The organism is Sorangium sp. So ce726 (assembly GCF_051521405.1).
Taxonomy (GTDB): domain Bacteria; phylum Myxococcota_A; class Polyangia; order Polyangiales; family Polyangiaceae; genus Sorangium.
The window spans coordinates 8,430,079-8,456,471 of sequence record NZ_CP150349.1; the positions used below are offsets into that span (position 1 = coordinate 8,430,079).

The following is a 26,393-nucleotide window of genomic DNA, read 5'->3' on the forward strand; positions in this document are numbered from 1 at the left end:
CGAGGCCGCCGCGCAGGATCTAGGGCTACTGCCCCTCCGCCAGCGTCGCCTGGATGGCCTGCGCCCGCTTCAGGTGGTTCGCCGCCGCGTCGCGAATGTGCTGGAGCTCCTGCTTCAGCTCCTGATCTTTCACCCTCGGGATGACCTGCTCGTCCAGGATCCGCACGGCATAGCTGTGCATCCTCACCTGGATGGCCATGTACTCCTGGTCGAACTTCTCGGCCGGCTGCCTGCGGAGGTGCGCCGCGATGATGGCCGAGTGCGCGGCGAGCAGGGCGCTCGCGCGCGTCGGCTCCGCCTTGATCCCGAGGCGCCCGAGGAGCGCGCCCAGCTGGTTCTCCGCCTGGGTGTGGGCCTCGAGCATCTCCCTGGCGAAGTCCTTCACCTCGCGCGACTTCGCCAGCTCGATGGCGATCTTCGCATGGGCAATCTCACCCTGGTTGGCCGCGGAGATCACCCTGGCGAGGGCGCCGTCCGATACCCGTGTCTCCGCGGGCTGCATTCTCGCCTTCTGCGGCCTCTGCTGCTGCTGGGAGATCTGCGCGCCCTGATGGACGTAGCCTCCCCGCCCACCCGCGTGCGCGGAGCTGCCGATGACGCTCGCGGCGAGCGCGGCGATCACCGCGACGCGATGCTTGAAATGATGGCGCATCATGGTGGATTCCCTTCCTGGATTTCCGCGGCGCGCTTCACGGGCCGATCCGTGGATGCCCGCGGCTCACGACGTCTCGAACGTCAAGCAAGCGGCGGACCCGCTCTCGACGTAATCCGCGGGACTGCCCTGCTCATGGCGCTGCGCGCGGGCGCGCTCGCGGGGCGATCGACGCACACCCGGGGAGTCGTCCGCGCCGTATCTCGGGATTCCACGTCAAACCCATCAAGCCAGCCATCCCCCGTGGAATCGAGCGTGCAACCCTACAAAGGCGCTCGCCTCCTCGAAAGGCGCCCTCTCCGGCGGAGGCCCGGCTCCCTCGGCAATCGCGCTCCTCCGGGAAATCCCCTGCGCCCAGGCACGAGAGGGGCTTGCGGGGCGCCGGTCCCGGTGGTCAAGTGAAGCGTGGAGCGGCCCCCGGGCCGCCTCGCGCGCTGGTGAAGAGCTCGCCCGGGGGCCTCCGCGAATTCGCACATGCCTGACCGCGGCTTCATCCTCACGCCCACAACCCGGGTCGTCGCCGGGTGCCCGGAGATCCATCTCCACGCGGTGATGGAAGACGGCGCGCCGGCGCTCGTCATCGAGGACAGGTTCAGGCCCTACTTCTTCGTGCGCGCCCGCGACGAGGACGTCGCGCGGCGGCTCGCGGACCGCCGCGTCTCCCCGGAGGCGCTCGAGACGCTCGACGGAGAGCCGGTCCTGCGCGTCCACGCCGCGCTCCCGCGGGACGTCGCGGCCCTGCGGGAGAGGCTGGCCGAGGCCGGCGCCGACGCCCTCGAGGCGGACGTGCGCTTTCCCTACCGCTTTCTCATCGATCGCGGCATCCGCGGGGCGTTCGCGGTCTCCGGGCCTTTCGAGCTCCGCCCGGGCGTCGGGCGCGTGTACCGCAATCCCACGCTCGTCCCCGCGAGCTTCGTGCCCCGCCTCCGCGTGCTCTCGCTCGATATCGAGACGAGCCTCGACGGCGAGCACCTCTATGCCATCGCCTTGGCGGGCGCGGGCGGCGAGCGCTGCCTCCTCGTCCGCGACGAGCCGGTGCCCGGCGGGCTGCCCGCCTTCGTCGAGCGCTTCCCTGACGAGCGGATGCTCCTCGAGCGCTTCCTCGAGCTCGTCGCCCAGGCGGACCCCGACGTCCTCACCGGCTGGAACATCCCGGATTTCGATCTGCCCGCGCTCCAGCGCTATTGCCGGCGCGCCGGGCTCCTGTGTGCGCTCGGGAGGGGCGATGACGAGATCGCGATCCTGCGCGATCCGGGCTTCTCGCGCGAGGCGCGCGCCGTCCTGCCGGGGCGGGTGGTGCTCGACGGCCTCGCGCTCCTCCGCGGCGCCTTCCTGCGGCTCGACGATTACCGCCTCGAGACCGCCGCTCGGACGATCCTCGGGCGCGGCAAGCTGTTCGGGCCAGACGACCGGGGCGAGCAGATCGAGGCGTCGTACCGCGACGACCCGGCGCGGCTCGCGGAGTACAACCTCGAGGACGCGCGCCTCGTCCGGGATCTGCTGGAGAAGACGGGGCTCATCGAGCTCTCGGTGCGGAGGAGCCTGCTCACCGGCATGCAGCTCGACCGCGTGGGGGCGCAGATCGCCGCGATCGACTCGCTCTACCTGCCCGCGCTCCGCGCCCGCGGCAAGGTCGCGCCGTCGGTGTCGAGGGAGGGGCCGGAGGGAGAGGCGGAGATCGCCGGCGGCCTGGTGCTCGATTCGCTCCCGGGGCTCTACCGCAACATCGTTGTGTACGATTACAAGAGCCTCTATCCGAGCCTCATTCGCACCTTCAACATCGACCCGCTGACGTTCGTCGCCCGGGGCGCCGGGCCGCCCGAGGCGCTCATCATGACGCCGGGCGGCGCGGCCTTCCGGCGCGGCGAGCCGGGCATCTTGCCCGAGCTCGTCGCGCGCCTCTGGGACGAGCGGGCCGACGCGCGGCGGGCGGGCGACGAGCGGGGCGCGATGGCCATCAAGATCCTCATGAACTCGCTCTTCGGCGTGCTCGGCTCTCCCGCGTCGCGCCTGTTCTCCCCGGAGGTCGCGAACGCCATCACGCGCGCCGGGCAGCACGTCATCACGATCACGGCCGATGCGGTGCGGAGGGCCGGGCACCGGGTGCTCTACGGAGACACCGACTCTCTCTTCGTCGACATCGGCGAGCCGGACGCGGCGCGCGCCATCACCCGGGCCGAGGAGCTCCGCGACGCCATCTCCGGGTCGGTCGCCGCCGAGATCGCGAGGGCGTTCGGCTGCGAGAGCCGGCTGGAGCTGGAGTTCGAGAAGGTCTATTCGCGCTTTCTCCTGCCCGAGCTGCGCGGCGCCGCGCAGGGCAGCAAGAAGCGCTATGCCGGTCTGGTCGCCGGGGAGGGCGGCGACAAGCTCGAGATCGTCGGGCTCGAGGCGGTCCGGCGCGACGCGAGCGCGGTAGCGCGGCGCTTCCAGCGGGAGCTGCTCGACCTGGTCTTCCACGATCGCCCGGTGGAGGGCTTCGTGCGGAGCTTCGTGACGGAGCTCCGCGCGGGGCGGTTCGACGCGGAGCTCGTGTACAAGAAGGCGCTGAGGAAGCCGCTCGGCGCTTACACGAAGACGACGCCGCCGCACGTGAAGGCGGCCCGCAAGCTGGGCGGGGACGCGGGGCGGATCGTGGCCTATGTGATCACGCGCGCTGGCCCGGAGCCGGCGGGCCAGACGACGGCGCCGCCGGACTACGATCATTATGTGTCGCAGCAGCTCAAGCCGATCGCGGACTCGGTGCTGCGCTGGCTGGGCGGGGCCGATTTCGATGAGATGACGGGCGCGCGGCGGCAGCTGTCGCTGTTCTGACCCGGCGCTGGTCACACGAGGCGAATCCGGGGGCGGGCGGCCGCGAGATCCCCGGAGGAGCGCCGGGAGATCAAGAGTTCGCGGGCGCGCCCGGGAAGCTCACTTGGCTGACAGCGCGTCGGTGACCATCGCGCGCGCCTCGTCGAGCACGCGATCCAGGTGCGCCTGGTCCTTGAAGCTCTCCGCGTAGATCTTGTAGACGTCCTCGGTGCCCGAGGGCCGCGCGGCGAACCAGCCGTTCTCCGCGACGACCTTGAGCCCGCCGATCTCGCCGCCGTTGCCGGGCGCGCGCGTGAGCTTCGCGGTGATCGGCTCACCCGCGAGGGTCGTGGCGCGCACCGCGTCGGGGGAGAGCTTCTTGAGCACGCTCTTCTGGCTCGGCGTGGCCGGCGCGTCGATGCGCGTGTAGATCGGCGCGCCGAACCGCGCGGTGAGGTCGCGGTAATGCTCGGCCGGGTCGCGCCCGGTGCGGGCGAGGATCTCGGCGGCGAGCAGGTCGAGGAGGATACCGTCCTTGTCCGTCGACCACACCTGCCCGTTCTTCCGCAGGAACGAGGCGCCCGCGCTCTCCTCGCCGCCGAAGCCGAGCGAGCCGTCGAGCAGCCCGTCGACGAACCACTTGAAGCCGACCGGCACCTCGCGGAGCGGGCGGCCGAGGTCCTTCGCCACCCGATCGATCATGCTGCTCGAGACGAGCGTCTTGCCCACGGCCGCGTCGGGCCGCCAGAGCGGGCGGTTCCGGAAGAGGTAGGACACCGCCACGGCGAGGTAATGGTTCGGGTTCATCAGCCCGGCGCTGCGCGTGACGATGCCGTGGCGATCCGAGTCGGCGTCGTTGCCGAACGCGAGATCGTAGTCGTCCTTGAGCGCGATGAGGTTCGCCATCGCGTGCGGCGACGAGCAGTCCATGCGGATCTTGCCGTCGTGATCGAGGGGCATGAAGCTGAAGGTCGGGTCGACGGCCTGGTTCACCACCGTGATGTCCAGCCCGAATTTCTCGGCGATCGGCGCCCAGTACGCGATGTTCGAGCCGCCGAGCGGGTCGACGCCGATGCGCAGCTTCGCGCCGCGGACGGCCTCGAGATCGACCACGTTGCCGAGATCGGCGACGTAGGGGCCGATGAAATCGTACGGGTGGGTCGTCGGCGCGTGCAGCGCGGCCTCGTAGGGCGTGCGCTTCACGCCCGCGTTGTCGGCGCGGAGCAGCTCGTTGGCGCGATCCTCGATCCAGCCGGTGACGGCGGTGTCGGCCGGCCCGCCGTTCGGCGGGTTGTACTTGATGCCGCCGTCGTCGGGCGGGTTGTGCGACGGCGTGATCACCACGCCGTCCGCGAGCCCCGAGGTGCGCCCGCGGTTGGCCGTGAGGATCGCGTGCGAGATGGCCGGCGTCGGCGTGACGCCGTTCCGCTCGGCGATGAGGACGTCGACGCCGTTGGCCGCGAAGACCTCGATGACGCTGCGCTGCGCCGGCTCCGAGAGCGCGTGCGTGTCCATGCCGAGGTAGAGCGAGCCCGTCGTGCCCTGCTTCGCGCGGTAGTCGCAGATGGCCTGCGCGATCGCGAGGACGTGCGCCTCATTGAAGCTGCGCCGGGCGGCCGAGCCGCGGTGGCCGGAGGTGCCGAAGGCGACGCGCTGCTGCGGGTCGCCCATGTCGGGGCGCTCGCTATAGTACTGCGCGCGCAGCGTGTCGGGATCGATCAGCACATCGGGAGGGGCTTTGCGGCCTGCGAGGGGGTGGAGCGGCATGAGCCTCCGCATAGTCGAGCGCGCGGGACGAGCCAACCCTTCCACGGTGCGCCCCGGGCGCCGCGCAGGGGCGCGGCTGGATTGCCGCGCGTGGGATGCTCGGCGATCCTCTCGCCCGTGACCGCGCCGCTCCGGCTGCTGCTCCTCCCCGGCCTCGACGGCACCGGCGCGCTCTTCGAGCCGTTCCTCTCGACGCTGCCCGCCGACATCGCGCCAGAGGTCATCTCCTACCCTGCGGACAGGGCGCTCGATTACGACGCGCTCGAGGAGCTGGTCGCGGCGCGCCTGCCCGCGGACGGGCCGTATGCGCTGCTCGGCGAGTCGTTCTCGGGGCCGCTCGCGCTCCGCCTGGCCTGCCGGAGCGCCGGGCAGCTCGTCGGCGTGGTGCTCGTGGCCACCTTCGTCACGAACCCGGTGTGGCCCGTCCCGTCGCTCGCGCGGCACCTCGTCGGCCCGTGGCTCTTCCGCCGCCGCGCGCCGGAGCTCGTCTCGCGCCGCTACCTCGTCGGCGCGCGCGCCTCCGCCGCGTGGCTGGAGCGCGTGGCCGCGAACGTCGAGACCGTCGATCCCGCGGTGATGGCGGCGCGCGTGCGCGAGGTGCTCTCGGTGGACGCCCGCGCGGCGCTCCAGGGCTGCGCCGCGCCGCTGCTCTACCTGGGCGCCGCGGGCGACACGCTGGTGCCGCCGCGCGTGCTGCGCGAGCTCCGCCGCATGCGGCCCGATCTCGAGTGCGTCACGGTCGACGCTCCGCACCTCGTGCTGCAGCTCGCGCCGGAGGCGTCGGCGCGAGCGATCGAGGGCTTTCTGAGGCGCGCGGCCAGCAAGGTGGAGGCCTGAGCGCCGCTCGCCGCCGCCCGCGGCGGCGCAGTGGACGGCGGCGAGGAGGGCCCGACCGCCGCGCGCTCAGGAGCAGCGGGTCACAGCGGCCGCGCCTGCGCCGCCGCCTCGAGCCAGTCCGCGCACGCGCCGTCCTCGGCGGGCGGCTGAACGCCCTTGAGCAGATACCACGCCTCCCGGTGCTCCGCGCGGGCGCCGGGCTCCACGCGCTGCAGCGGGCCGAGCGACTCGACCTCGAGCATGTCCGCGTTCGTGAACGTCTCGAAGTTGCACCCCATGTCCGGGTACGTGGCGCCCTCGATGAACGGGAACCGCTTCAGGAACACGTTCCTGTGGTTCGCGTACGCCGCGTAGCCCTGGGTCACGAGCGTACCCACCTTCTGCGGGCCCTTGCCCGCGACCTGCCGCAGGCGGATCACGCGCTTGCCCCAGGTCCACCGGGGCTCGGCCATGTCGGTGTACGACCACAGCACGAGCGGCCGCGCCGGCAAGACGCGATCGGGGTGCGGGAAGAACGGCGCGTGCGGGAACAGGCACTCGCCGCCGCCCGCCATCACGGAGAGCGCCCACGGGGTGAACTCGACGGCATAAGCGCTGTGGTTCTCGATCGCATGATCGATGACGAACCTGCCCGCCGCGGCGTCCGCCGCGATGCGGACCTCCTTCTGCATTCCGTACCTGTCCGGCGCGGTGCGGAGCACGAGCGCGCCGTTCTCCTCCCGGTGCTCGACCGGATCGTTGTCGGGCTGCAACGTCCGCTGCTCGTCCTCGGGGCCGATCCAGAGCCGGTGACCGCCGTAGAACCTGTAGTGGGTCCCGCCTGTCGCGCCCATGTCCTCGGGGATCTCGGAGAACTCGTTCGGACCGCCGATGACGCCGTACCGGATGATCCGCGGGCCGACGTCGAGCGTGACGACGAGCTCCGTGTCGCCGCAGACGAGGCGCGCGGCGCGCTTCCAACCGCCGTAAGGGATGATCTCCATGCCGGAGGTCTCGTACCGCAGAACCGGAGGGCGGTTCAACCCCGACTGCCGAGCCCGCTCCTGCGCCATCGCCCTGGACATCCGGCGCCGCAGCCGCTTCGCCCCGCGAGCGGCGCGACCGCTCAGGTGCCGCTGCCGGCGAGGCGCTCCGGAGGCGCGAAGTCGGCCGGGCGGCCGCCGAGACCCATGGAGATGACGCGCCGCCAGCGGAGGTCGCCGAGGTCGAGCGCGAGATCCTGCAGCGGCGGCAGCGCGTGCGCGCGGCTCGAAGCGGCGGCGACCGCGCGAAGCAGCGGCACGACGAGGGGCAAGCGCTGCCGGGCAACGCCGAGCTGCTCGGCGAGCTCGTCGCCCAGCACGGCCCGGGAGAGGCCGCAGGAGATGGCCATGAACCGCTCGGCGCTCCGGCGCTCTCCGTCGGTTCGCGCGCTGCGCACCCTGCGGGTGAGCAGCGCGTCCACGAGCATGCGCGAGTCGTGGTCCGGCGCGCCCTGCGTCGCGAAGATCATCTCGGCCAGCCGTCGCGCCTCGGCGTAGGACCCGGGGATGAGCTCCGGCTCGACGCCGATGACGTGGGCCACGTAGCGCCAGAGGTGGACGAGGTCCTCTCTCTGGGCGGGCGCGAAGCGGTAGGCGAGCTTGTCGAGGCCGTCGATGACCGCGACCGAGAAGAGCAGCGCCGTCGCCACCATGTCGTGCTGGTTGATCGGCTCGCCCCAGAGGGCCGTCTGCCACCGGCCGCTCGCGCGGATGAGGCGCCGTACCTGCGCGTGCATGATGCGGACCTTGACGGTGATCGCAAAGCCCTCGCCGGAGCGGCGCATTCCGTTCGCCTGGCTCACGGCGTAGACGAACCGGCTCGTCTCGGCGAGGCGGCGCTCGGCCTGTTCACGGAGCCTCCCCGAGAAGACGAGCGGTTTGTTCCCGCCGGGCGACGCGTACCCGAGGATGAGCGACTGCATCCCGAGCAGGATCCCGCCGAGCGCGCCCGTGCGCAGGAACGCCGCCCCGCCGCGGTTCACCGCCTCCCAGTCCACCCAGAGGGGCACGTGATCGATCGACGCGAAGAGCGCTCGCAGCTCGGCCGGGGCTTCTTTCACCGCGCGGTCATCGTCGATGCCGCGCGCGAGGGCAGCCTCCAGGAGGCGGAAGCCCTGGCCCGGGGGCATCGACGCGAACGCGTCCATGACGGCGTCGGCGACCGGATCGACGCGGAGCAGGAAGGGCCCCAGTCGATCGAGCTGGTCGCCGAAGCGACGACGGGCGTCTGCGGTGTCCTGGAAGCGAGCGGGGATCGTCGCGTTCTCCATGCGATGGAACAGAATATCCCTTGGCACACCGGCTGCGCTCCGCAAAGGCGACGTCGTACGATCGATCACGCCGGCAGGATCACAAAGGCGCGCTCCACCGCGGCGCGTCGCTGCGGCGCAGCGCTCCGTCGTGTGCGACGCCGCGCGCGGACCGGAGCTCCGCGGATCACCGCGGTGAGATCGTGCGCCCCCGCTGCGCAAGGCAGAACCTGAGCCCCTCGCGCAGGCTGCGCATCGGGTTCAGCTCATCGAGCGCGACGCCGATCGTGACGAGCGTCTCCGCGACATGACCGCCCAGGCCGGTGAGGACGCAGCGCGCGCCGAGGAGCTGCACCGCCTGGGCCAGCTTGATGAGGTGCTGGGCGGTCATGGAGTCGATGAGCGTGACGCCGGTCAGATCGAGGATCACCCACTCGACGTCGCTGTCTTCCGCCACGCGCACGAGGAGCCGCTCGGTCACCTCGACGGCGCGCATCGAGTCGAACAGCCCGACGAGCGGAAGCGTGAGGATGCCGTGCCATATATCGATGATCGGCACCGAGAGCTCCCGGATGGCGCTCTCCTGGCGCTGGATGGTGTCGAGCTGATGCTCGAGCTCGCGCTTCGAGGCGGCGAGCGCGGCGAGCGCCTGGCTCTTCTGCTGCGTGGTCACGGAGAGCTCGGAGAGAAAGACGCGCAGAGCCTCCTCGATCACCCCGAAGGCGTCGTGTTCGACCGCCGCCAGCTGCTTCAGCGCGAGCTCGACCTCTCCCGTGGACGCGAGCGCAACCGCATCGATGACGCGTTGCATTCGGCCTTCCTCGATGGAGATCATGTTCTCGGATTCTTGCATGGGCTCCTGTGGACGCAGCAGGGGTTGACCGGTGAGGAAGCGGAGTCACCGGGCTCATGCGCGGGATCGACCTCGCCGGCCCGCATGAGGCCGTGCTCGCGGTGACCTGGCCTCGTGCGCCCGATCGCACAGCTCTACCTATCCCAACATCCTACCTCGCGCTCGGGCGTGTGAATCGACGTTCGACCAAGATGGGATAGATAGCCTATCCCCGGCGCGGCTGAAATGAGCCTGGCCGGCCGATCCGCGCTTCCCGCTGCCCGCTCTGGCGACCTCATGTTCAATCGACCGAGCGAACGCAGCGAAACCCGGTCGAGACGTCACCTGCCTCACGATCATACGCCAGCCGGAACGTCGCTTTTGCCGTGCTAGCGGAGAAGTCCCACGATCCACCCCGGAGCACGCCCCTGCTGCCGGTCGCCGGCACCTGGGGATCTGTCTGGGCGCCTCTGGCATACACGCCTGGGTCCCAGCCGTCGGCCACCCACTCCCAGACATTGCCCGCCATGTCGAGCGCGCCCGCCGAGCTCGCTCCGGCCTTGGCCGAGCCGACCTCCTGCGTGCCCTTGCCGCGCCCGCCGCACCCCTGCCCAGGAGGCCGAGACACGACCGCGTGCGCGCACCCTGGCGCCTCGTTGCCCCACGGATACTCGCGGCCGTCGGCGCCGCGCGCGGCGTATTCCCACTCGGCCTCGGTCGGGAGCCGCTTGCCGGCAAAGGCGCAGTACGCGGCCGCCTGCGCCTGGTCGACGCACGAGATCGGGTGTTGCGACTTCGCGGGATCCTCCGCGGTGCAGAGCGCGCCTCGCTGCTCGACGTCGGCGTCGGTCGTGCGGGGGCCGTGCAGGCCGCTCGGCGTGCATCGGCCTGCCTCGACGCAGCGCTGGTAAGCGGCGACCGTCACCTCGGTGCGATCGACGTCGAACGCGCGGGTCAACGTCACCTCGTGGGGCGGGCGCTCGGATTTGCCGCCCTTCGCGCTGCCCATCGTGAAGCGGCCCGCCGGCATCCGGACCATATCGGGCGGGGGCGGCGCCTTTGTCGGGGGCGCGGTCAGGCCGCCGAGCGCGCGTGCCGGCCGCGCGTCGTCGGGGGCGCGATGGCGGACGAACGCGACGGCGCCTGCGCCGGCCGCGGCCAGCGCGACCGCCGAGACGAGCGCGGGCAATAGACGCCGCCGCGGAGCGGCCGTGGCGACCTGGGGCTCGGGAGGGGGCGACCCCGGATGCGGGGCTGCCTGCGGCGGCGCGCTCGTCGCCAGGCCGCGCATCGTCGTGAGGGACGGCGTGGGCGGCGCACCGACGGACGTGGGCGGCGCGCCAGCGGGCGCGTTCCCGGGGGGCACAGGCGCGCCGCCTGCGGACGCAAGCGCGCCGTCGATGGACGTGGACGCGAGCGCGCCGCCTTCACGCGCAGGGAGCGCGGCCGGCGTGTGCGCCGTGTCCGCCAGGCCCGGCGCGGCAGGGCCAGCGGCAACGCGCTCCGTCCCCGCCACGCCCAGCGCCGCAGCGCCGGGCGCCGCGCCCGCAGGCGGGCTGCCCGCTGCGAGCGCGACCGCGCCGGCGGGCGCGGCCGCCGCCATCGCAGCCTCGAGCGCTCCCCAGAGCTCGCCTGCGGTGCGGTAGCGCTCCCGCGGGTCGATCGCGAGCGCGCGGCGCACCACCGCCTCGACGGCGTCGGGCGCGCTCACGCCTGCGCCGCTCAGGCTCGGGCGGAACGCCGGATCGGTCGCGGCGATGTAGAGCTGCGTGACGTCGCTCCCGAGGAGGGCGCGGTTGCCCGAGGCGACCTCGATGAGCACCAGGGCGAGCGCGAAGACATCGGTCCACGGCCCGGTCGCGCCGAAGCGGTGGTGAAACTGCTCCGGCGCGCCGTAATGGACGGTGAAGGCCCGGAGCGCGCTCCCCGTCTCGGCCATCGCCTGCGTCATGCTCGAGAGCTCGCCGAGCACCTTGGCGATGCCGAAGTCGAGGACCTTCAGCGTGCGCCGGCCGCCGATCTCCGCGAGGAACAGGTTGGCCGGCTTGACGTCGCGGTGGGCGACGCCCTGCGCGTGCGCGACCTCGAGCGCGTACGCCGCGGGCGCGAGCAGGGCGACCGCCTCGGCGAGCGGGCGCGCCGCCTCGCCGCGGGCGCGCCGCTCGGCGATCTCGCGGTCGAGCGGCACGCCATGGAGCCACTCGAGCACGAGGTACGGCGTCCACTCGCCCGACGGCGAGACCGCGGCGCCGGTGTCGAGGGCCTGCACGATGCCGGCGCTCGCCCGGGAGAGGCGGTGGAGGAGCCGCCCCTCGTCGAGGAGCATTCGCTGGAACGACGCGCGCTCCGCCGGGGCCAGCGATCCGAGCAGCTTCAGGCACTTGACCGCGACCGGCTCGTCGAACCCGAGGTGCTGGCCGCGGTAGACGACGCCGAACCCGCCCTCGCCGACCACGGCGTCGAGCCGGTACTTGCCGCCGATCGTCGCGCCCACCCAGCCGAAAGGATCCGAAGGTGCCATCTCGCGGCGCGAGTCTACACCGGGCGCCCCGGCCGCGCGGAGCTCGCGCCGAGATAGGCGCCGAGCGCCCCGACGTCGTCTGAGCCTCAGCGCCCGAGAGGATCCGGACGGATCCAGAGCGTGCCTGTGTCTCCAGGCCCCCTCAGGGCGCCCGCTCCTCGAACCCGCCCGGCCTCAGCGCCCTGTCGAAGAACGCGCACAGCTCCTCGTGCCGCGCGCGCGCGTCCGCGCGGCCTATCTCGATGAGCGCCCCGGCGAAATCCCCGTCGAACAGCAGGTAAGACAGGAAGTCGGCCTCGCGCTGCTCGTCTCCCTCGGCGAGGCGCCGCATCACGCGTCCGAGCACGCTCGTGGCCCGCGCGCGGAACGCCGGGGAGCGCACGAACTCCGCCGCCAGGCTGCCGATGTCCTTGGAGGCGCGGATGAGCAGCGACCGCAGCGGCCGGAGCGCGCGCCCTGGCGGGAGCCCGAGCTCGTCGTTGAGCTCGCCGACGAAGCCCTCGCCATAACGCCGCCGCCCCGCCTCCAGGATCCCGTTGATGCTCTCGAGCCGCGCCAGGTCGTTGTCGATCCGGTCGAGCATCAGCGCGTTCAGCGTCTTGCCGAGCAGGAAGAGGGGCCCAGGGAAGCCCGGCGCGTCGCGCTCGGCCGCGCTCGAGGCGGGCTCGATGTACCGCGGATTGACCACGATCACGCCGTCGGCCCCGAGGCGCCGCGCGGGCGACAGCGGGACGTTCTGGCGCAGCCCGCCGTCGCAGTAGAGCTCTCCGTCGATGTTCACCGGGCGGAACAGGATGGGGAGCGCGGACGAGGCGAGCGCGTGCTGCGCGCGGATCGCGGTGGCGCGCGGGGAGATCGTCGGGTCGTGGCTCCAGGGCGGCAGGCCGGGCTCGCGGCGGTGGACGAAGACGACGGTGCGGCCGCTCTTGACCAGCGTCGTCGACACGGTCAGCGCCGACAGGAGCCCCCTCTCGAGGTGGCCGTCGATCCGCTCGAAGGGCACGGCCTCCGCGATCTGCCGCTCGAGGCCCGACGTGTCGAGGAGCGCGGCGCGGCCGCTCGAGGGCGCGCTCGCGGCGCCCCCGCGGAGCAGGTCCTGCCCGACCGCGAGCACGCCGCGCACGTCGAGGCGCACGAGGTCGTCGATGCGCAGGCGCGTCCACACAGCGGCGAGCCGCCGCGCGCGGCTCCGCGCCTCGTCCGCGAACGCGGCGAGCCCACAGACGTTGATGGCGCCGACCGAGGTGCCGCACAGGATATCGAGCGGCGCCTCGCGGCCGAGATCGCGCGAGACGTCCTCGAGGATGTGCTGCACCACGCCGACCTCGTAAGCGCCGCGGGCGGCACCGCCGGCCAGAACGAGCGCGATCTTGGGGGCGCGGCCACTCCGGGTCGAGACGGGCGCCAGGTCAGGCATCCTCGCAGAATACCATGATCGCCATCGCGACATGGGCCCTTTAGCGCGCTTCACGCGTCGCCGCGGCGTGCTACACCGCCCGTGAGCGCGGGCAGGGAGGCGCCCGATGACGGCAATCTACCTGGCCCTTGCCTACCTCCTCGGAGCGATCCCGACAGGCTACCTCTTCGCGCGGTTCGTCAAAGGGGTCGACCTCCGCGAGGTCGGCTCGGGGAACATCGGCGCGACGAACGTCTTGCGCGCCTTCGGCTGGGGGCCCGGCCTGGCCGTCCTGGCCGCGGATGTGGCGAAGGGCGCGCTCGTCGCCGGGCCCCTCGCGTCGTGGCTCTCCGTCGCGCCTGGCGGGTGGGTCGCCGCGGCGGGCGGCCTCACCGCGGTGCTTGGCCACGACTACACGGTCTTCCTCGGGATGCGGGGCGGCAAGGGCGTCGCGACGTCCTGCGGTGTCCTGCTCGTGCTGGCGCCGCGGTCCACGCTCGCCACGCTGGCCATCTTCGCGCTCATCGTGCGGGCGACCCGCATGGTCTCGGCCGGCTCCCTCGCAGGCGCCCTCGCCCTGCCCTTCTTGCTCTGGCTCCTCGGCGAGCGGGACGCCCCGGCCCTCTGCCTCTCGCTGCTCCTCGCCGCGCTCGTCTGGCTCAAGCACATCCCGAACATCCGGCGGATGCTCGCGGGCACAGAGAACACGATCTCGTTCGGGAGGCGGCGCGACGATGGGCACGACGGCCCGCCGCGCGACGACGAGCGCCGCTGACGGCCGCGGCGTCGCTCGGCCGCCGAGCGCGGCGCTCGCTCACTTGCTCATGGTCCTCGTGAAGATCACCGCGCCTTGTTTGTCGATGAACTCGAACAGCAGATTCCTCCCCTCGAACCGCAGATAGGCGAAGCCCTCGGTCTTGTCCGTGAAGAAGAGCTGCCCCCGCTCTGTCGGGACCGAGGAGGACACCGGGCGGGTCTTCGAGCCAGCGCCGCTGATGGCGAAATAGGTGTTCGGGCAGCCCTCGTCTCGCCCCTTGTCGATGAACTCGAGGTTGTGGTCGTGGCCGGCCATATACATGTCGGCCCCGCAGTAGATGGCCTGCTGCATGGCGTACATCCCGCTCATCCCGAGCGACGGGTTGTCCGAGGCGTGAACTCCGGATGTGTAGCGGGGGTGATGGCCAAAGACGATCTTCCACGTGGCGTCCGAGGCGGCGACCCGCGCGCTCATGTCGCGCGCCTGGTCATCGGAGGTGAAGTCGACGGTATCGATCCCGAAGAGATGGACGTCACCGACGCGAACGTCGTAATACGAGGCGGGCATGTGCCACTTGGCGGTCAGCCGCATGCCGGGCCCGTCGCCCACGGGCAGCTGCGAATAGTCGATCTGCGCTTGCCGCACGCCGCTGCTGCTGGGGCCGTAGTCGTGGTTCCCCAGCACCGCGTAGAACGGGAGGCCGTTCAGCCCCGGTCTGTCGTAGGGCTGCTCGAACTTGGGGCCCCACTGCGTATCGATCGTGTCGATCACGCCGTGATCGTAGAAATTGTCGCCGTTCATCATCACGGCGTGACAGCCCCCGACGTCGATGCACTTCTCGCTCATCCGATCGGCCACCTGGTTCTGCGCGAGGTTTCCCTCGCCGGTGTCGCCGATAGCGATGATCCTGACGACATCATGGTGCGAGACGACGGCCCCGATGACCTGGGCGCGCCCCGCGCCCGAGCCCGCTCCGGGGTCCGCGGCGCTCCCGCCGCTCGGCCCGGCGCCGCTGCTCGCGGCGCCCGTGCCGATCGGCTCATTGCCTGTCCCCTCCTGCGCTCCGGCGATCGGGATCGGCACGCTGTCCGCCACGCCGCAGCCCGCGCCGAAGACGGCCGGCGACGCGGAGAGGACGAGGGCAACAAGGGACTTCGTGGAGATCGCGAGAGGACGAGCTGCGCAGCGAGGCTTCATCTAGCGCTCATTGTAACCAACGCCGGTCTCCGATGATCACCCGCCCAAAGCTTTGTTCGTCCCGGCGCGCTAGCAATCCCGAACACACCCGCTCTTCCACCCAGACCGGACACAGGCGTCAACACGGTATCCGCGCCGCGGCCCGGCCGAGGCCGTCGCCGCGACGTGCGCGCTGATCCCGATCCGGATCCCCCGGCATCACCATCCCCTTCCGACAGAACCCTCGGGGCGATCCAGAAGCCCGGGCTCGACCACGCTCCCCTGGAGCTCCCGCCGGCGCCCATGCCCTCGCCCACCCTCGGAGCGGCCTCCTCCAACGCTGCCCCTTTTCGCTTGACGTCAGCGAGACCACAGCGTATCGAAGTTGAACATCACTTTCAATATCAACAACGGAGCCAACGTGATCCGAGAGACGCCTCCTGCCCCGAGCCTGTACCGATGCGCAGCGCTCGCCGCTTTCCTCTGGTCCGACGCTCGCCAGGGAGAAGCCTCGTGAGCTCTCGCACACCGCTTCCTGTCGGCCTCCCGCTCCCGTCTGGGCTCTCGTGCCTGCCGGAGCCCGCGAGCGAGGAGGGCTGGCCTCCGCCGCCGCACGATCCTCGCGAGCGCGAGCTCGCGCTCGTCGTCGCGGGCTGGGAGGTGCGCCTCTTCAGCGGACGGAAGTTCGACTACTTCGTCACGCACGGCTTCTGGCACCTGCAGCTCTGGCACCCGGAGGCGCGCGTCTCGATACTGACGCCCTCGCGGCTCACGCGCGGGCTCTACGAGGCGTATCCGATCGCGAACTGGAAGGCGCAGGCGCCCGATTACGACAAGCTCGTGACGCTCCTCGGCGGGCTGGTCGAGGCGAAGCTCCCGGAGCGGGTCGCGGTGATCCGCCTCGAGCTCGCCCTCGTCGCCGAGGTCGTTCGAGGCCACGGCGGGGTGGTGTCGTGACGCCCCGGCTCCGGGGGGCGCGCGCGCTCGCGCAGCCTCGTGTCCAGCGATGCAAGGAGGGCTCATGAGCTCCATGGCCGTCTCCAGGGACGCGGTGCTCTCGCTGGTCGGGCGCGCCGAGGCGCGGGTGCGCTTCCCGGATCTCGGCTTCGCCGATCCGTGGGCGGAGGCGATGCTGGCCACGCTCGACGTGGATGCGGCTGGCTTCGACGCCAGCGCGCTCCGGACCTCGGCGGTGCGCGCCATGATCATCGACGGGCTCGTCAGGCGCTATTTCGAGCGGAACCCGTTCGGCCTCGCCATCGCCCTCAACGCCGGGCTCTGCACGCGGTTCTCGCGCATCGACAACGGGACGCTCCGCTGGGTGGATCTCGATCCGCCCCACGTGGCGGAGTTCAAATGCGTGCACCGCCTCTGCCACGCATCCGAGCGCCACGCCCTCGCGAGGTGCTGTTCGATCGCGTGTACGGGCTGGATGGATTCCCTCCGCGGCGCGAGCGACGTGCCGACCCTCCTCATCGCCGAGGGAGCGCTGGCCGGGCAGCCGCGCGAGCTCGTCGACGCCTTCTTCACGCGGGCCTCCGCGCGCCTCCCGAGAGGGACGGAGCTCATCCTCGATCACGGGGTGTCCCCGCCCCTGCGAGCGCCGCTCCGGGGGCGCGCGTGCCTGGAGATCCCGGCCCTGGATGGCTCTGTCGCGCGCTACCCGCGGCTGCGGCCGGTCGGCGAGGGCGACGCTCCGCCGGCGCTCGAGCGAGCGCTCCGCGGCCTGCGCAGGATGCCTGGCCGGCACCGCGGCAGAGGTGCACCGCCGGTCCTCCACCTCCGCTTCGCATGAGCCTCGCCGTTCGCGCTACGGCCTTGCCCCCGAGGGGCGATATCCCTTCCCCGGGACGCGGACCGAGCAGAGCCTCCGCGCGTCGCGCGGCGATGGCCGCGCGTCGGATCAATACACGCGAAACTGCCCGCTCAGCGTCAACAGCGAGAGCATATGGAGCAACCCCGAGAAGTAGCGGGCCTCCCCGGTCGCCGGCGGCGTCGTCCACACCGCCTCGATGTAGTCGGCGCGATCTTCGGTCGTCGCGACCAGCCCGGTGACCCCGTTCATGAAGATGAGCGCCGACTCCGGCGTGGCGCTGAGCATCGCGCCATCGATCTTGAAGACCGCGCCGTACTTGTCGATGCCCAGCTTCGAGAAGAACCCGAGCAGCCGGTCCGCCTCCTCCACTTGCCACGGGTCGACGCCGAACCAGACGTGGTCGAGCGCGAGGCTCAGCTGCGTGCGGTAGGCCTCGGAGCCGAAGTAGTCCCAGTTGAGCACCGGCGTGCCGTCGAAGTGGGTGCGCACCGGGATGAGCCCGGTGCTCGGGTGCGCGGCCTCCTGCCAGTGTGTGCGCGCGCTGGCGGCAGCCTCGGACCAGAAGGGGTCGCGCATGGCCTGCGCCCAGAGCTCGTAATAGGCGGGCATCTCGATGGAAGGACGGGTGACGGCCCCCGCCGAGACGTGCGGGTAGTCGTAGACGAGCTTCGTCGTCGCCTCGAAGATGTTCGTCACACCCGAGTCGACTCCCCCGTTCAGGGCCTCCTTGTGGCGCATCACCTCGAGCAGGCTGATCGCGTCCAACCCATAGTCGATGGTCCCGGTGTCGCTCCCCCAGCGGCCGTGGGCGAAGAACAGCGCCATCGCGATCTGCTGGAGGCCAAAGGGATCGGCGCACGACATCGGGCCTACCGGGGTGTCGCACCACGACATGAGATAACCCTGGTTGGGACCTGACGTGGGCTGGAGCGTGGACTTGGCGTATCTCCAGATCCGGTCGAACTCGTCTCGCTTGTCGAGCTCGACCGTGATGATCATCCCGAGGCCCATGCCCTCGGAGCGCACGCTATTGTGGTAGTCGTCCCAGATGTAGGCCTGTTCGGTGCCGGGCACCGTGTAGTAGACGGTCTCGTTGCTGAGATCGCCGTAGAAGAGCTGATTGAAGCTGTCCTCGATCTTGGCCGCGATCTCCTCGTCCGTCTTGCCGAGCACGTCGCGGAACGCGTTGGGGTACTCGGAGGGGCCCGTCAGCGGGCCGAGCTCATCGCTGCTCATCCGGTCGTAGCCGAGCGAATCCACCGTGGTCACACACCCAGGCAGCACACACACCGCCATCCAGGCACCGGCGACGCCGGAAGCTGCGCGGAACGAACGGAGGGAGGCAGGGCAACGCATGACCCAGAGTTTAGTTGTTTACATAGCGCCGTACCCGGGAAGCAAGCACGCTGTTCGGATGCCGGCGAAGAAATGCCGCGGCGCGCTGCGAGGCAGCGTCGGAGCGGCCGCTCTTCGCGAGCGCGTCGATCCGCAGGACCTCGGCTTCGAGGCCCAGTCGGCCGCGCGGATGCGCCCTGGAGTAGGCGTCCAGGAGCGAGAGCGCGCCTCGCGCGTTCCCGCTCGCGAGCATCGTGCGCGCCGCGTCGAGCGCGCCGAGCTCTGCCTCCAGGGCGGCGCCCGTACCGGACGGCTTCGGATCGAGCTTCGTGGCCGCAGCGCTGCTGCCACCAGCAAGCGCCGGGGCAATCGTCTCCTCCGCGATAGCCTCCACCGGCGCTGGCGCCGAGGCAGGCGCCTGCGCAGGCGGCTGCACCGCCGTCTGCGCGACCGGGCCGGCGAGCGCGGCGCCGAAGCGGTGCGCCGCGGCGACCTCCGACGCGTCTTGCCCGCGCCAGGCGAGGTAGCCCGCCGGGATGCCGGCGAGCATGCCCACCGTCGAGAGCGCGACGAGGATCTTGGTCCAGCCGAGCTTCACGGCGAGCGACGAGGATGTCGAGGACACCCCTGCCGCGGAGAGCGCCGCAGGCGCCGCCACGCTGGCCGACAGGGCGGCAGCGCCGGCGAGTCCCAGCGCGGCCAGCGTCTTCGCGCGCGTCTCCGGTGACGTGGAATACGACGCGCCTGCGTTCAGCAGCGCGCGTTCGAGCGGGTTGTCGCTCTCCTCCAGTAGGCGACGTGGTTCAATCATCGTCTCACCTCGCTCGTCGAAACGAGCTCCAGCGCGCGAACGCGCTCACGAAAATCGGCCCTGGCCCTCCGTAGCCGAGAGGCCACAGTGCCCTGCGGGATCCCCAGCACGCCGGCGATCTCCACCATGCTCATCTCCTCGAACTCGTACAGCACGAACACCGTCCGCAGATCGGACTCCATCTGGTCGAGGACCTGATCGAGCATCTGTCGCGCGTGTTTCTGGCTGGTGAGCTGCTCGGGTGTCGCAGCGTCCACAACCTCCGGCGGCTCGGCCGCGGGGAACTCTCGCCGACGCGCGGCGCTGCGGCGCGCGTGGGCGGCTACGTGAAGCGCGGTCTGGAGAAGAAAGCTCTTCTCGGCGCCCGGCCGGACGTCGTCCAGCCGCTGCGCGGCGGCGATGAAGGTGCGCTGCACCGCATCGTCGATCTCGGCAGCAGGGGTCCCCGCGTTGCGGAGCACCCGTCCGATGAAGTCAAGATGAGCGTCCACCATCCGTCGCAGGCGCGCGTCCCGCTGCTTCACGCTGGTCGCCGATGGCGCCACGCTCGCCGGCTCGCTGTCAGGCAAAGCAGGCGATGTCATGACGTCGGCAACCATACTCACCGCGAGGCGAGGCATGAGACCAGTGAAGAACGGCCACTACCGGGAAGCAATGGGCGACAGCCAGAGCGGAACATTGTCCTCGGGTCGGGGGGGGCAGCATACCTGCGGCCCAGCTTCCGGATGCCGTCCATGGGTCATAATTCCCAGCGCGAGTCGGAGTGATCACAGAATCCTGGCTTAGAAGTTGTGCACGATTCCAACGCCAACAAGCGGCGAGATTACCGGCGTTTCGCCGACGGTTTCTGCAGACCACCCCATGGTGAACCGCCGGTGAACAAGCGGCACGACGGCGCCCGCCTCGAGCTCGAGGGCGGTGCCCCCGCCGAGCAGCGCAGCGGCGCGCGCGAAGCCTCCCGCGCTCCACCACGACCGCACGGCGGACTCCGGGTTCGAGATACCTCGCCCCGTCGCCGCGAGCCAGCCGCCGGCGGCGACGACGCACGGCTCTGCGCTGACGATACGGAGGAGCTGCCAGCGCAGCGGGCACGCGGAGAGGGCCGCGGCCCCCCACTGGATGAGGGCGGTGTCGCCGCCCGACAGCAGGTCGTTCCGCGCGTACATCAGCGAGAGGCCGAACGAAGGGCTCCACGGGCCCTCGAGGTGCGGGGTCACCCGGGCACCGAGAGCTCCGCCCAGGCTCGCATAAGGTGCGACGACCTGGGTCACCACGGCGTGCGCGCCGAGCGTGAACCTGAGCGGCGGCGTCTCTTGCGATGCGACGGGAGGCGACGGGGGGACAACGGGCGGCGCAGGGGGAGAAAGGGGCGCGGTCACCTCGACCACCTCGTCGAGCGCGAGCGCCGCGGTGAGCGAGAGCGCCTGGACCACAACGTCGCACGACGTGGCATCGACGATCCGCGTGTCGGTCTCGCCGCCAGCGTGAACGACGCGCAGCTCGCCGTGGACCCCTGCCCCGCCGCGGCTCAGCCGGACGCGGACACCCCAGCCTTCCTCTCCGTCAGCCGCGAGGCGCACGCGGTCCGACCGGGCACGGAGGCCCTCGTAGAACTGCTCGGCGGTCGAGCAGTCCGCCGGGGCATCGAAGTCGATGCGAATGGGGATCGGCGCCGGCGCCGCGGTGGCCGACGACCAACCGAGGACGACGAGCTCGATGAGCGAGATGCCGTCACCGGAAGCCACGGGCCCGAAGGTGCCACGAACCGTTCGCGAACCGCCAGATGGTCATGCACCCAGCAGATGTGCAACGTGCAAAAATCCAGGGGGCGACGCAGCGCGGTGGCGGCGCGCACACAGGCGCTGTGAGCTACCTCATCGCGCGAACGTGCGTTCGCGCTCACGCTCCTCCGAGGCGAACGAGCACCTCGCGCAGCGACCCGAGCTCCGCGTCCGCGCCGGTGAAGTCCGACGATGCGGTCAGCGGCGACGGGACGACCCAGCACGTCAGGCCCGCGGCCTTGGCCGACCGGAGCCCGCGCTCGGAGTCCTCGATCACGAGGACATCGCGCGCCGCGAGCCCCAGCCGCTCGCAGGCGATCCGGTACGGCTCGGGATCCGGCTTGGCGCGCGCGTACTGGTCCCGCGTGAGCGCGAACTCGAACCACCGCAGGAGGCCCGTCGCCGCGTGCGCTCGGTGGAACGGCTCGGGCCTGCTGCTCGTGACGATCGCCATGCGAAAGCGCGCGGCGAGCTCCGTGACGACCTCTCGCACGCCCGGCAACAGCGTGTCTCCGCCCGCGACGAGCTCGAGGTACCGGCGATCCCGCTCGTCGGCCAGCCGCCGCACGCCCGCCTCGTCGACCCCGCGAGCGCTGGCGAGGTGCCAGGCGCCGCGCGCCTCGACGAGGAACAGCTGGCGATAGTCGTCGACGGTGAGATCGACGCCGACCGACGCAATCGTCTCGCGCGTCGCCTGGAAGTAAAGCCCTTCGGTGTCGACGAGGACTCCATCGTTGTCCCAGAGGATGGCCTTGAACACGCCGGGCCTCGTAGCGCCGCCCCTCGATGCCGGCAAGCGAGCCCGGCGGTAGCGGACGCCGCGCCTCTGCGTCTCACCGCTCGGAAGGACGCGGGCACGCGAGCGCCGGGCCGGCGCGATTCACGTCGTGGACGCCCACAGCAGCCACCCATCCGCCGGAGGCAGCAAGGGCCCCAGCTGGACGCGCCGACCGTTTCCCTGCCGCCCTGCCTGTCGGTGAGAGAGGCAACCCAGAGGCAAACCGACAAGGCGGCGAGACGAGACCAGACGAGACGAGACGCCGAGAAGCCGAGACATAAGCGCTCGCGAAGTACAAAGTTCGTGACTGCGCCACCAGAGATGGTGCTAGCCTCGGTCAAGGCGGATAACACCAACGCATCCACCGAGGCGGTGCTCCCATGGGTGACAAATCTCCGAAGGCCAAAGAGCGACAGAAGAAGCAGGACACGGCGGAGAAGAACCAGAAGAAGGCAGCCGCGACCGCCAAGGCGTCGCCTGCTCCGGCCGCCCCCGCCAAGAAGGGCAAGTAGCCGGGCCGAGCGGGGCCGCGCTCGGCGCGGCTCACACCCCGCTTCGACAAAGCTCCCCACCCCACCTCGCCTCTCCCGTGGCTCGGCGCGCGCGTCGCTCGGCGCCGGGCCACGGACGAGCCTGATTTCTTCCACTGCAGCATCTTCCTGGCGCGGCGGCCTCGCGCTAGAGAGGGCCGAGCCGTGCGACCCACCCCGCTCCAAGCCGTCGCGCCGCCGCTCGCCGCGCTCGTGATCCTGCTGGCGCTCTGGGAGGTGCTCGCCCGAGCGCTCGGCATCCCTGCCTATCTCCTCCCGCCCCCCTCGGACGTGGCGCGGGCGGGCGCGGTGAACGCCGCCACCCTGCTCGCCGGCGCCCTCACGACGGCGAAGGCCGCGCTCGCGGGCTTCTTCCTCAGCGCCGCGGTCGGCGTGCTCGCCGCCATCGCGCTCGCCTCGTCGCGCCCGCTCGAGAGGGCGCTCTATCCCTATACCGTCTTCCTGCAGACCGTCCCGATCGTCGCCATCGCCCCGCTGCTCGTGCTCTGGTGCGGCCCCGGCCTGCGCGCGGTCGCGGTCTCGGCGTTCATCGTCTCCGTGTTCCCTGTCATCGCGAACACGCTCGCCGGCCTACGCTCCGTCGAGCCCGCGCTGCGGGATCTCTTCCGGCTCTACGGGGCCGGCCGCTTCGCCACGCTCCGCAAGCTCGAGCTGCCCTCGGCGCTCCCCCACCTCGTGACGGGGCTCCGGATCGCGGCGGGCCTCGCCGTCATCGGCGCGATCGTCGGGGAGTTCGTCGCCGGCTTCTCGGAGGACGCCGCCGGCCTGGGCATCCTGGTCCTCTCCGCCTATCGCCAGCTGCGCACGGATCTGCTCTTCGCCGCCGTGCTGCTCGCCTCCGGGCTCGGCCTCGCGCTGTTCGGCGCCGTCGACCTCGCCGGCAGGCGGCTCTTGCGGCGCTGGCATCCTTCGGAGATCAATCGCTGATGCACTCCCCCGACAGCCGCCGGTTGTTCCTGCGACGCCTCGCCTCTCTCGCCGCCGTTCCCCTCCTCGCCCCGGCCTGCTCGCGCTCGCAGTCGCCGGAAGGCGACGGGCGCGCGTCGTCCGCCTCCCCGCAAGGAAGCGCGCCGCCCGCGCCTTCCCAGAGCGCACCTGCCGCGCCAGCCCAGAACGCGCCGGCCGCGAAGGTGAAGCTCGCCCTCAACTGGGTCCCGGAGCCCGAGTTCGGCGGGTTCTACGCCGCGCGCGAGTCGGGCGCGTTCGCCAAGGAGGGGTTCGATGTCGAGATCCTCGGCGGCGGCGCCGGCGTGCCGGTCGTCCAGATGGTGGCCGGCGGGCAGGTGGATTTCGGCATCTCCGGCGCCGACGAGGTGCTCACCGCGCGCGCCCGCGGCGCGGACGTGCTCCCCCTCCTCGCCGTGTTCCAGACCTCGCCGCAGGCCATCATGACCCACGAGAGCCGCGGCGCGAAGAGCATCGCCGACATCCTCAAGTCGGGCACGCTCGCGATCGAGCCGGGGCTGCCCTACGCCGCATACCTCAAGAAGAAGTACGGGTTCAACAAGGTGAAGGTCGTGCCGTACGACGGCGGCGTGGCCCGCTTCGTCGCCGACAAGGACTTCTCCCAGCAGTGCTTCATCACCGCCGAGCCGATCGCGGCCAAGCGCAAGGGGAGCGATCCCGCCACGTTCCTGGTGGCCAGCGAGGGGTTCAACCCGTACGTCGTGGTCGTGATCACGCGCGCAGCCCTCTGGAAGGAGAACCCGGAGCGCGTCCGCGCGTTCGTCCGCGCGACGCGCGAGGGCTGGCGCACATACCTCCAAGATCCGACGCGGTCCAACGAGATCATGGCCAAGCTCAACACCTCGATGGACGCGGAGACCTTCGTCGCCGCGGCCGAGGCGCAGCGGCCGCTGATCGAGACCCCCGAGACCAAGGAGAAGGGCCTCGGCGTGATGACCAGCGAACGCTGGGAGACGCTCGCGAAGCAGCTCGTGGACCTCGGCGTGCTCGAGAAGGCGCCGTCGATCGACGAGGTGCTCGTCGCGACGCGCTGATCAGCACGACAGGCGCCCCGCGCGCGGCGCGCGGCGAGAGATCTCGGCGCGCGACTTCGGCTACAGCGGGGAGCAGGTTCGTGTGATACGGGCTCAGCCGCTAGGCAGGCGAGTGAGGCGTACGAAAGTACGCCGCAGGGAGCCGAACGACGCGGATGAGCCCGTAGCGCACGAACCTGCTCCCCGCTGTAGAATGTCGGACGCCGCGCCTCAGGGCGTAGCCACGCCTCAACGCAAGGGAAGAACGCCCTCCATGGCTTCCATGCATCGACCTCGGGCCAGCCGGCTCCCGTTCGCCTCGCTGCCCCTCGCGGCGGCGTACGTGCCAGCCGCCGTCGCCATCGCCTTTGCCGCGTGCGGCCCCGAGTTCACGGCGCGCCCGCCCGACGCGTCGACGAGCTCGAGCACCGGCGGCGGGAGCGGCGGGAACGGCGGGAGCGGCGGGAGCGGCGGCGGGTGTCCTGGAGGCGGCATGCTCTGCGGCGACGCATGCGTCGACCCGATGACGGACGCGCAGCACTGCGGCACGTGCAACGTCGCCTGCCCGACCTTCGGCGGCGAGCCGACCTGCCAGGACGGGGTCTGCCAGTCGCCAGCGTGCGAGGAGAACCGCGGCAACTGCGACAAGGACCCCGAGAACGCCTGCGAGGTGGACCTCCTCACGAGCACCGCGCACTGCGGCAGCTGCGACAAGCCCTGCGGCGGCCAGTGCGTGCGGGGCGCCTGCATCGTGCCCACGCACATCGCGGCCGGCACGGATTACACGTGCGCGGTGCTCAGCGACGGCACGGTCTGGTGCTGGGGCAGGAACACCTGGGGCAACCTCGGCGACGGGACGCTGCAGCAGGATCGAGCGATCCCGAGGCCGGTCACGGGCCTCAGCGGCGCCGCCAGGGTCGCGGCGAGCATCTCGTCGGGGCGCGCGCACACCTGCGCGGTGCTGACCGACGGCACGGTGGCGTGCTGGGGCGCGGGCAACAGCGGACAGCTCGGCGACGGCGAGGCGACGAACTCCCCCTCCCCCGTGCGCGCCAAGGAGCTCGCGGGTGCGACCCAGGTCGCCGTCGGCGGGACCCATACCTGCGCGGTGACGGCGTCGCACGAGCTCTATTGCTGGGGCGAGGGCAGCTCCGGCCAGCTGGGCTATGGCGACGAGGTCGATCGGGTCGAGCCCACCGTGATGCTGGACGACGTGGACTCGGTGAGCGCCGGCCTCTCCCACACCTGCGCGGGCATGATCGAGCAGATGGGCGAGCGCAGGATGAACTGCTGGGGCCACAACGAGAGCGGCCAGCTCGGCGTCGACAGCTTCAACCAGTGGAACACCCCGAAGCAGCTCGAAACCCTCACCAGCGTCGCCCTCACGGCGGCGGGCGCCTTGCACACGTGCGCCGCGCCGGCGCGCGGCGTGGCCTCCTGCTGGGGCAAGGGCGCGCAGTTCCGCCTCGGGACAGGCCGTGTGAACGACGAAGCGTCGCCCCGGCAGATCCCGGACCTCGTGGACGTGACCTGGATCTCGCTCGGCGCGAGGCACTCCGGCGCGGTGGTGGCGGGCGGCGCGGTGCTCCTGTGGGGCGACAACGCGAAGGGGCAGCTCGGCAACGGCACGCTGGATCCCGGGCTCATGCCGCAATCGATCGGGCTGACCGATGTGGTCGAGCTGGCCCTCGGCGATGACCACAGCTGCGCGCTCAAGCGCACGGGCGAGATGCTCTGCTGGGGTGACAACAGGAACGGCGAGCTGGGCGACGGGACCGTCGAGCCCCGGCTCGTGCCGACGCGCGTCGCCTGGCCGACGCAGCCTTAGCGCGACATCTCGACCGCGGGGACCGCCGCGCGCCAGATGCTGCGCAGTCGCGCCGAGCCGCCAAGCTGGCGGCGACGCCCTCGCGCCGCCGTCTCGCGGACCGACGCGCGCGCTCCCGGCGGCGCATGCGCAGCAGGCCGACAGGGCATCGTCCGAGGCGCCTCAATGGCCTTCGGGGACAGTCGGCAGCATTCACCAACACGCGGCCAGGACGCGCTCTCCGCCTGTTGCATACATCTGTCGCCACGTGCACTACGTAACATACGTGACTGACGTGACTGACGTGACCGCGCTGTGCAGTCAGGGCGCAAGCGCGTAACTACGCAGACACACATATGAAACAGGACGCAGGCGACGCGGCACCGGTCAGCCGGTCTGCGGCCTCCCTGATATTTCATGTTCCGAAGAATTTCGACTCGACAGCCAATCAACTCAACCGCATATACTCCAGCTATCATGGCCGCGTCGTCAGCCTGACGAAGCCAGGCAGTTTGCACTTTGGCTTCTCGACGCG

Annotated in this window: 22 protein-coding genes; 9 read left to right on the plus strand and 13 right to left on the minus strand. The window is 71.4% G+C overall.

The window, feature by feature from the left end; genetic code table 11:
* Positions 1–25: 25 nt before the first annotated feature.
* Positions 26–655, minus strand: coding sequence for a DUF4142 domain-containing protein (locus WME79_RS30970; protein ID WP_437522162.1), 630 nt, complete (start codon positions 653–655; stop codon positions 26–28).
* A 471-nt stretch (positions 656–1,126) separates the two neighbouring features.
* On the opposite strand from WME79_RS30970, the gene WME79_RS30975 reads away from it, so the two are divergent.
* Complete coding sequence (locus WME79_RS30975) at positions 1,127–3,463, plus strand: DNA polymerase II (RefSeq protein ID WP_437522164.1); 2,337 nt, start codon at positions 1,127–1,129, stop codon at positions 3,461–3,463.
* 99 nt (positions 3,464–3,562) lie between these two features.
* On the opposite strand, the gene pgm is transcribed toward WME79_RS30975, so the two are convergent.
* Entirely contained in the window at positions 3,563–5,209 is a 1,647-nt protein-coding gene (gene pgm, locus WME79_RS30980) for a phosphoglucomutase (alpha-D-glucose-1,6-bisphosphate-dependent) (protein ID WP_437522166.1), read from the minus strand.
* Positions 5,210–5,299: 90 nt separating this feature from the next.
* Here pgm and WME79_RS30985 point away from each other — a divergent pair, with 90 nt between their 5' ends.
* Positions 5,300–6,046 carry an alpha/beta fold hydrolase gene (locus WME79_RS30985; protein WP_437522168.1) on the plus strand — a complete coding sequence of 249 codons (747 nt, stop codon included), beginning with the start codon at positions 5,300–5,302 and terminating at the stop codon, positions 6,044–6,046.
* An 80-nt stretch (positions 6,047–6,126) separates the two neighbouring features.
* Here WME79_RS30985 and WME79_RS30990 read toward each other — a convergent pair whose 3' ends face one another.
* From WME79_RS30990 to WME79_RS31010, 5 genes are all read right to left on the minus strand, one after another.
* Positions 6,127–7,029: a hypothetical protein gene (locus WME79_RS30990; RefSeq protein WP_437522170.1), complete on the minus strand. Its 903-nt coding sequence runs from the start codon at positions 7,027–7,029 to the stop codon at positions 6,127–6,129.
* A gap of 122 nt (positions 7,030–7,151) precedes the next feature.
* Positions 7,152–8,339, minus strand: coding sequence for an oxygenase MpaB family protein (locus tag WME79_RS30995; protein ID WP_437522172.1), 1,188 nt, complete (start codon positions 8,337–8,339; stop codon positions 7,152–7,154).
* A 166-nt stretch (positions 8,340–8,505) separates the two neighbouring features.
* Complete coding sequence (locus WME79_RS31000; protein ID WP_437522174.1) at positions 8,506–9,129, minus strand: STAS domain-containing protein; 624 nt, start codon at positions 9,127–9,129, stop codon at positions 8,506–8,508.
* Positions 9,130–9,451: 322 nt separating this feature from the next.
* On the minus strand, positions 9,452–11,671 hold the full coding sequence (locus WME79_RS31005; protein ID WP_437522176.1) for an SUMF1/EgtB/PvdO family nonheme iron enzyme: 2,220 nt from the start codon (positions 11,669–11,671) through the stop codon (positions 9,452–9,454).
* Between the two features lie 142 nt (positions 11,672–11,813).
* Positions 11,814–13,088 (minus strand): patatin-like phospholipase family protein, encoded by a 1,275-nt coding sequence (locus WME79_RS31010; protein ID WP_437522178.1) that lies wholly within the window; start codon positions 13,086–13,088, stop codon positions 11,814–11,816.
* Positions 13,089–13,194: 106 nt separating this feature from the next.
* Here WME79_RS31010 and plsY point away from each other — a divergent pair, with 106 nt between their 5' ends.
* On the plus strand, positions 13,195–13,842 hold the full coding sequence (plsY, locus tag WME79_RS31015) for a glycerol-3-phosphate 1-O-acyltransferase PlsY (protein WP_437522180.1): 648 nt from the start codon (positions 13,195–13,197) through the stop codon (positions 13,840–13,842).
* A 39-nt stretch (positions 13,843–13,881) separates the two neighbouring features.
* Here the strand turns inward: plsY and WME79_RS31020 are convergent, their stop codons facing one another.
* Positions 13,882–15,021, minus strand: a complete 1,140-nt coding sequence (locus WME79_RS31020) for a purple acid phosphatase family protein (RefSeq protein ID WP_437522181.1) — start codon at positions 15,019–15,021, stop codon at positions 13,882–13,884.
* Between the two features lie 492 nt (positions 15,022–15,513).
* Here WME79_RS31020 and WME79_RS31025 point away from each other — a divergent pair, with 492 nt between their 5' ends.
* Positions 15,514–15,957 carry a hypothetical protein gene (locus WME79_RS31025; protein ID WP_437522183.1) on the plus strand — a complete coding sequence of 148 codons (444 nt, stop codon included), beginning with the start codon at positions 15,514–15,516 and terminating at the stop codon, positions 15,955–15,957.
* A 64-nt stretch (positions 15,958–16,021) separates the two neighbouring features.
* Positions 16,022–16,795, plus strand: a complete 774-nt coding sequence (locus WME79_RS31030) for a class I SAM-dependent methyltransferase (RefSeq protein ID WP_437522185.1) — start codon at positions 16,022–16,024, stop codon at positions 16,793–16,795.
* Positions 16,796–16,903: 108 nt separating this feature from the next.
* Here the strand turns inward: WME79_RS31030 and WME79_RS31035 are convergent, their stop codons facing one another.
* From WME79_RS31035 to WME79_RS31055, 5 genes are all read right to left on the minus strand, one after another.
* The gene (locus WME79_RS31035) at positions 16,904–18,100 is read right to left on the minus strand and encodes a glycosyl hydrolase family 8 (RefSeq protein ID WP_437522187.1); all 1,197 of its coding nucleotides are present in this window, start codon (positions 18,098–18,100) and stop codon (positions 16,904–16,906) included.
* A gap of 82 nt (positions 18,101–18,182) precedes the next feature.
* Positions 18,183–18,962, minus strand: coding sequence for a hypothetical protein (locus tag WME79_RS31040; RefSeq protein WP_437522189.1), 780 nt, complete (start codon positions 18,960–18,962; stop codon positions 18,183–18,185).
* Entirely contained in the window at positions 18,959–19,546 is a 588-nt protein-coding gene (locus tag WME79_RS31045) for an RNA polymerase sigma factor (protein ID WP_437522191.1), read from the minus strand. The genes WME79_RS31040 and WME79_RS31045 overlap by 4 nt, the downstream gene beginning before the upstream one ends.
* A 198-nt stretch (positions 19,547–19,744) precedes the next feature.
* A complete protein-coding gene (locus tag WME79_RS31050) occupies positions 19,745–20,707 on the minus strand; it encodes a hypothetical protein (RefSeq protein ID WP_437522192.1) in 963 nt (320 codons plus the stop codon).
* A 154-nt stretch (positions 20,708–20,861) separates the two neighbouring features.
* A complete protein-coding gene (locus tag WME79_RS31055) occupies positions 20,862–21,503 on the minus strand; it encodes an HAD family hydrolase (protein WP_437522194.1) in 642 nt (213 codons plus the stop codon).
* Between the two features lie 398 nt (positions 21,504–21,901).
* Between WME79_RS31055 and WME79_RS31060 the strand changes: the two genes are divergently transcribed.
* From WME79_RS31060 to WME79_RS31075, 4 genes are all read left to right on the plus strand, one after another.
* On the plus strand, positions 21,902–22,033 hold the full coding sequence (locus tag WME79_RS31060) for a hypothetical protein (protein WP_269454198.1): 132 nt from the start codon (positions 21,902–21,904) through the stop codon (positions 22,031–22,033).
* 183 nt (positions 22,034–22,216) lie between these two features.
* The gene (locus WME79_RS31065) at positions 22,217–22,999 is read left to right on the plus strand and encodes an ABC transporter permease (RefSeq protein WP_437522196.1); all 783 of its coding nucleotides are present in this window, start codon (positions 22,217–22,219) and stop codon (positions 22,997–22,999) included.
* Entirely contained in the window at positions 22,999–24,072 is a 1,074-nt protein-coding gene (locus WME79_RS31070) for an ABC transporter substrate-binding protein (protein ID WP_437522198.1), read from the plus strand. Before WME79_RS31065 ends, WME79_RS31070 begins: the two co-directional genes overlap by 1 nt.
* Positions 24,073–24,334: 262 nt before the next feature.
* Entirely contained in the window at positions 24,335–25,879 is a 1,545-nt protein-coding gene (locus WME79_RS31075; RefSeq protein WP_437522200.1) for a hypothetical protein, read from the plus strand.
* Positions 25,880–26,393: the final 514 nt, after the last annotated feature.

What these genes read in the sequence shown, in the direction of transcription:
- WME79_RS30970 (WP_437522162.1), bottom strand. Translation starts at nt 655, where the DNA reads ATGATGCGCCATCATTTCAAGCATCGCGTCGCGGTGATCGCCGCGCTC.
- WME79_RS30975 (WP_437522164.1), top strand. Translation starts at nt 1,127, where the DNA reads ATGCCTGACCGCGGCTTCATCCTCACGCCCACAACCCGGGTCGTCGCC.
- pgm (WP_437522166.1), bottom strand. Translation starts at nt 5,209, where the DNA reads ATGCCGCTCCACCCCCTCGCAGGCCGCAAAGCCCCTCCCGATGTGCTG.
- WME79_RS30990 (WP_437522170.1), bottom strand. Translation starts at nt 7,029, where the DNA reads ATGGAGATCATCCCTTACGGCGGTTGGAAGCGCGCCGCGCGCCTCGTC.
- WME79_RS30995 (WP_437522172.1), bottom strand. Translation starts at nt 8,339, where the DNA reads ATGGAGAACGCGACGATCCCCGCTCGCTTCCAGGACACCGCAGACGCC.
- WME79_RS31000 (WP_437522174.1), bottom strand. Translation starts at nt 9,129, where the DNA reads ATGCAACGCGTCATCGATGCGGTTGCGCTCGCGTCCACGGGAGAGGTC.
- WME79_RS31005 (WP_437522176.1), bottom strand. Translation starts at nt 11,671, where the DNA reads ATGGCACCTTCGGATCCTTTCGGCTGGGTGGGCGCGACGATCGGCGGC.
- WME79_RS31010 (WP_437522178.1), bottom strand. Translation starts at nt 13,088, where the DNA reads ATGCCTGACCTGGCGCCCGTCTCGACCCGGAGTGGCCGCGCCCCCAAG.
- plsY (WP_437522180.1), top strand. Translation starts at nt 13,195, where the DNA reads ATGACGGCAATCTACCTGGCCCTTGCCTACCTCCTCGGAGCGATCCCG.
- WME79_RS31020 (WP_437522181.1), bottom strand. Translation starts at nt 15,021, where the DNA reads ATGAAGCCTCGCTGCGCAGCTCGTCCTCTCGCGATCTCCACGAAGTCC.
- WME79_RS31030 (WP_437522185.1), top strand. Translation starts at nt 16,022, where the DNA reads ATGAGCTCCATGGCCGTCTCCAGGGACGCGGTGCTCTCGCTGGTCGGG.
- WME79_RS31040 (WP_437522189.1), bottom strand. Translation starts at nt 18,962, where the DNA reads ATGATTGAACCACGTCGCCTACTGGAGGAGAGCGACAACCCGCTCGAA.
- WME79_RS31045 (WP_437522191.1), bottom strand. Translation starts at nt 19,546, where the DNA reads ATGACATCGCCTGCTTTGCCTGACAGCGAGCCGGCGAGCGTGGCGCCA.
- WME79_RS31060 (WP_269454198.1), top strand. Translation starts at nt 21,902, where the DNA reads ATGGGTGACAAATCTCCGAAGGCCAAAGAGCGACAGAAGAAGCAGGAC.
- WME79_RS31070 (WP_437522198.1), top strand. Translation starts at nt 22,999, where the DNA reads ATGCACTCCCCCGACAGCCGCCGGTTGTTCCTGCGACGCCTCGCCTCT.
- WME79_RS31075 (WP_437522200.1), top strand. Translation starts at nt 24,335, where the DNA reads ATGCATCGACCTCGGGCCAGCCGGCTCCCGTTCGCCTCGCTGCCCCTC.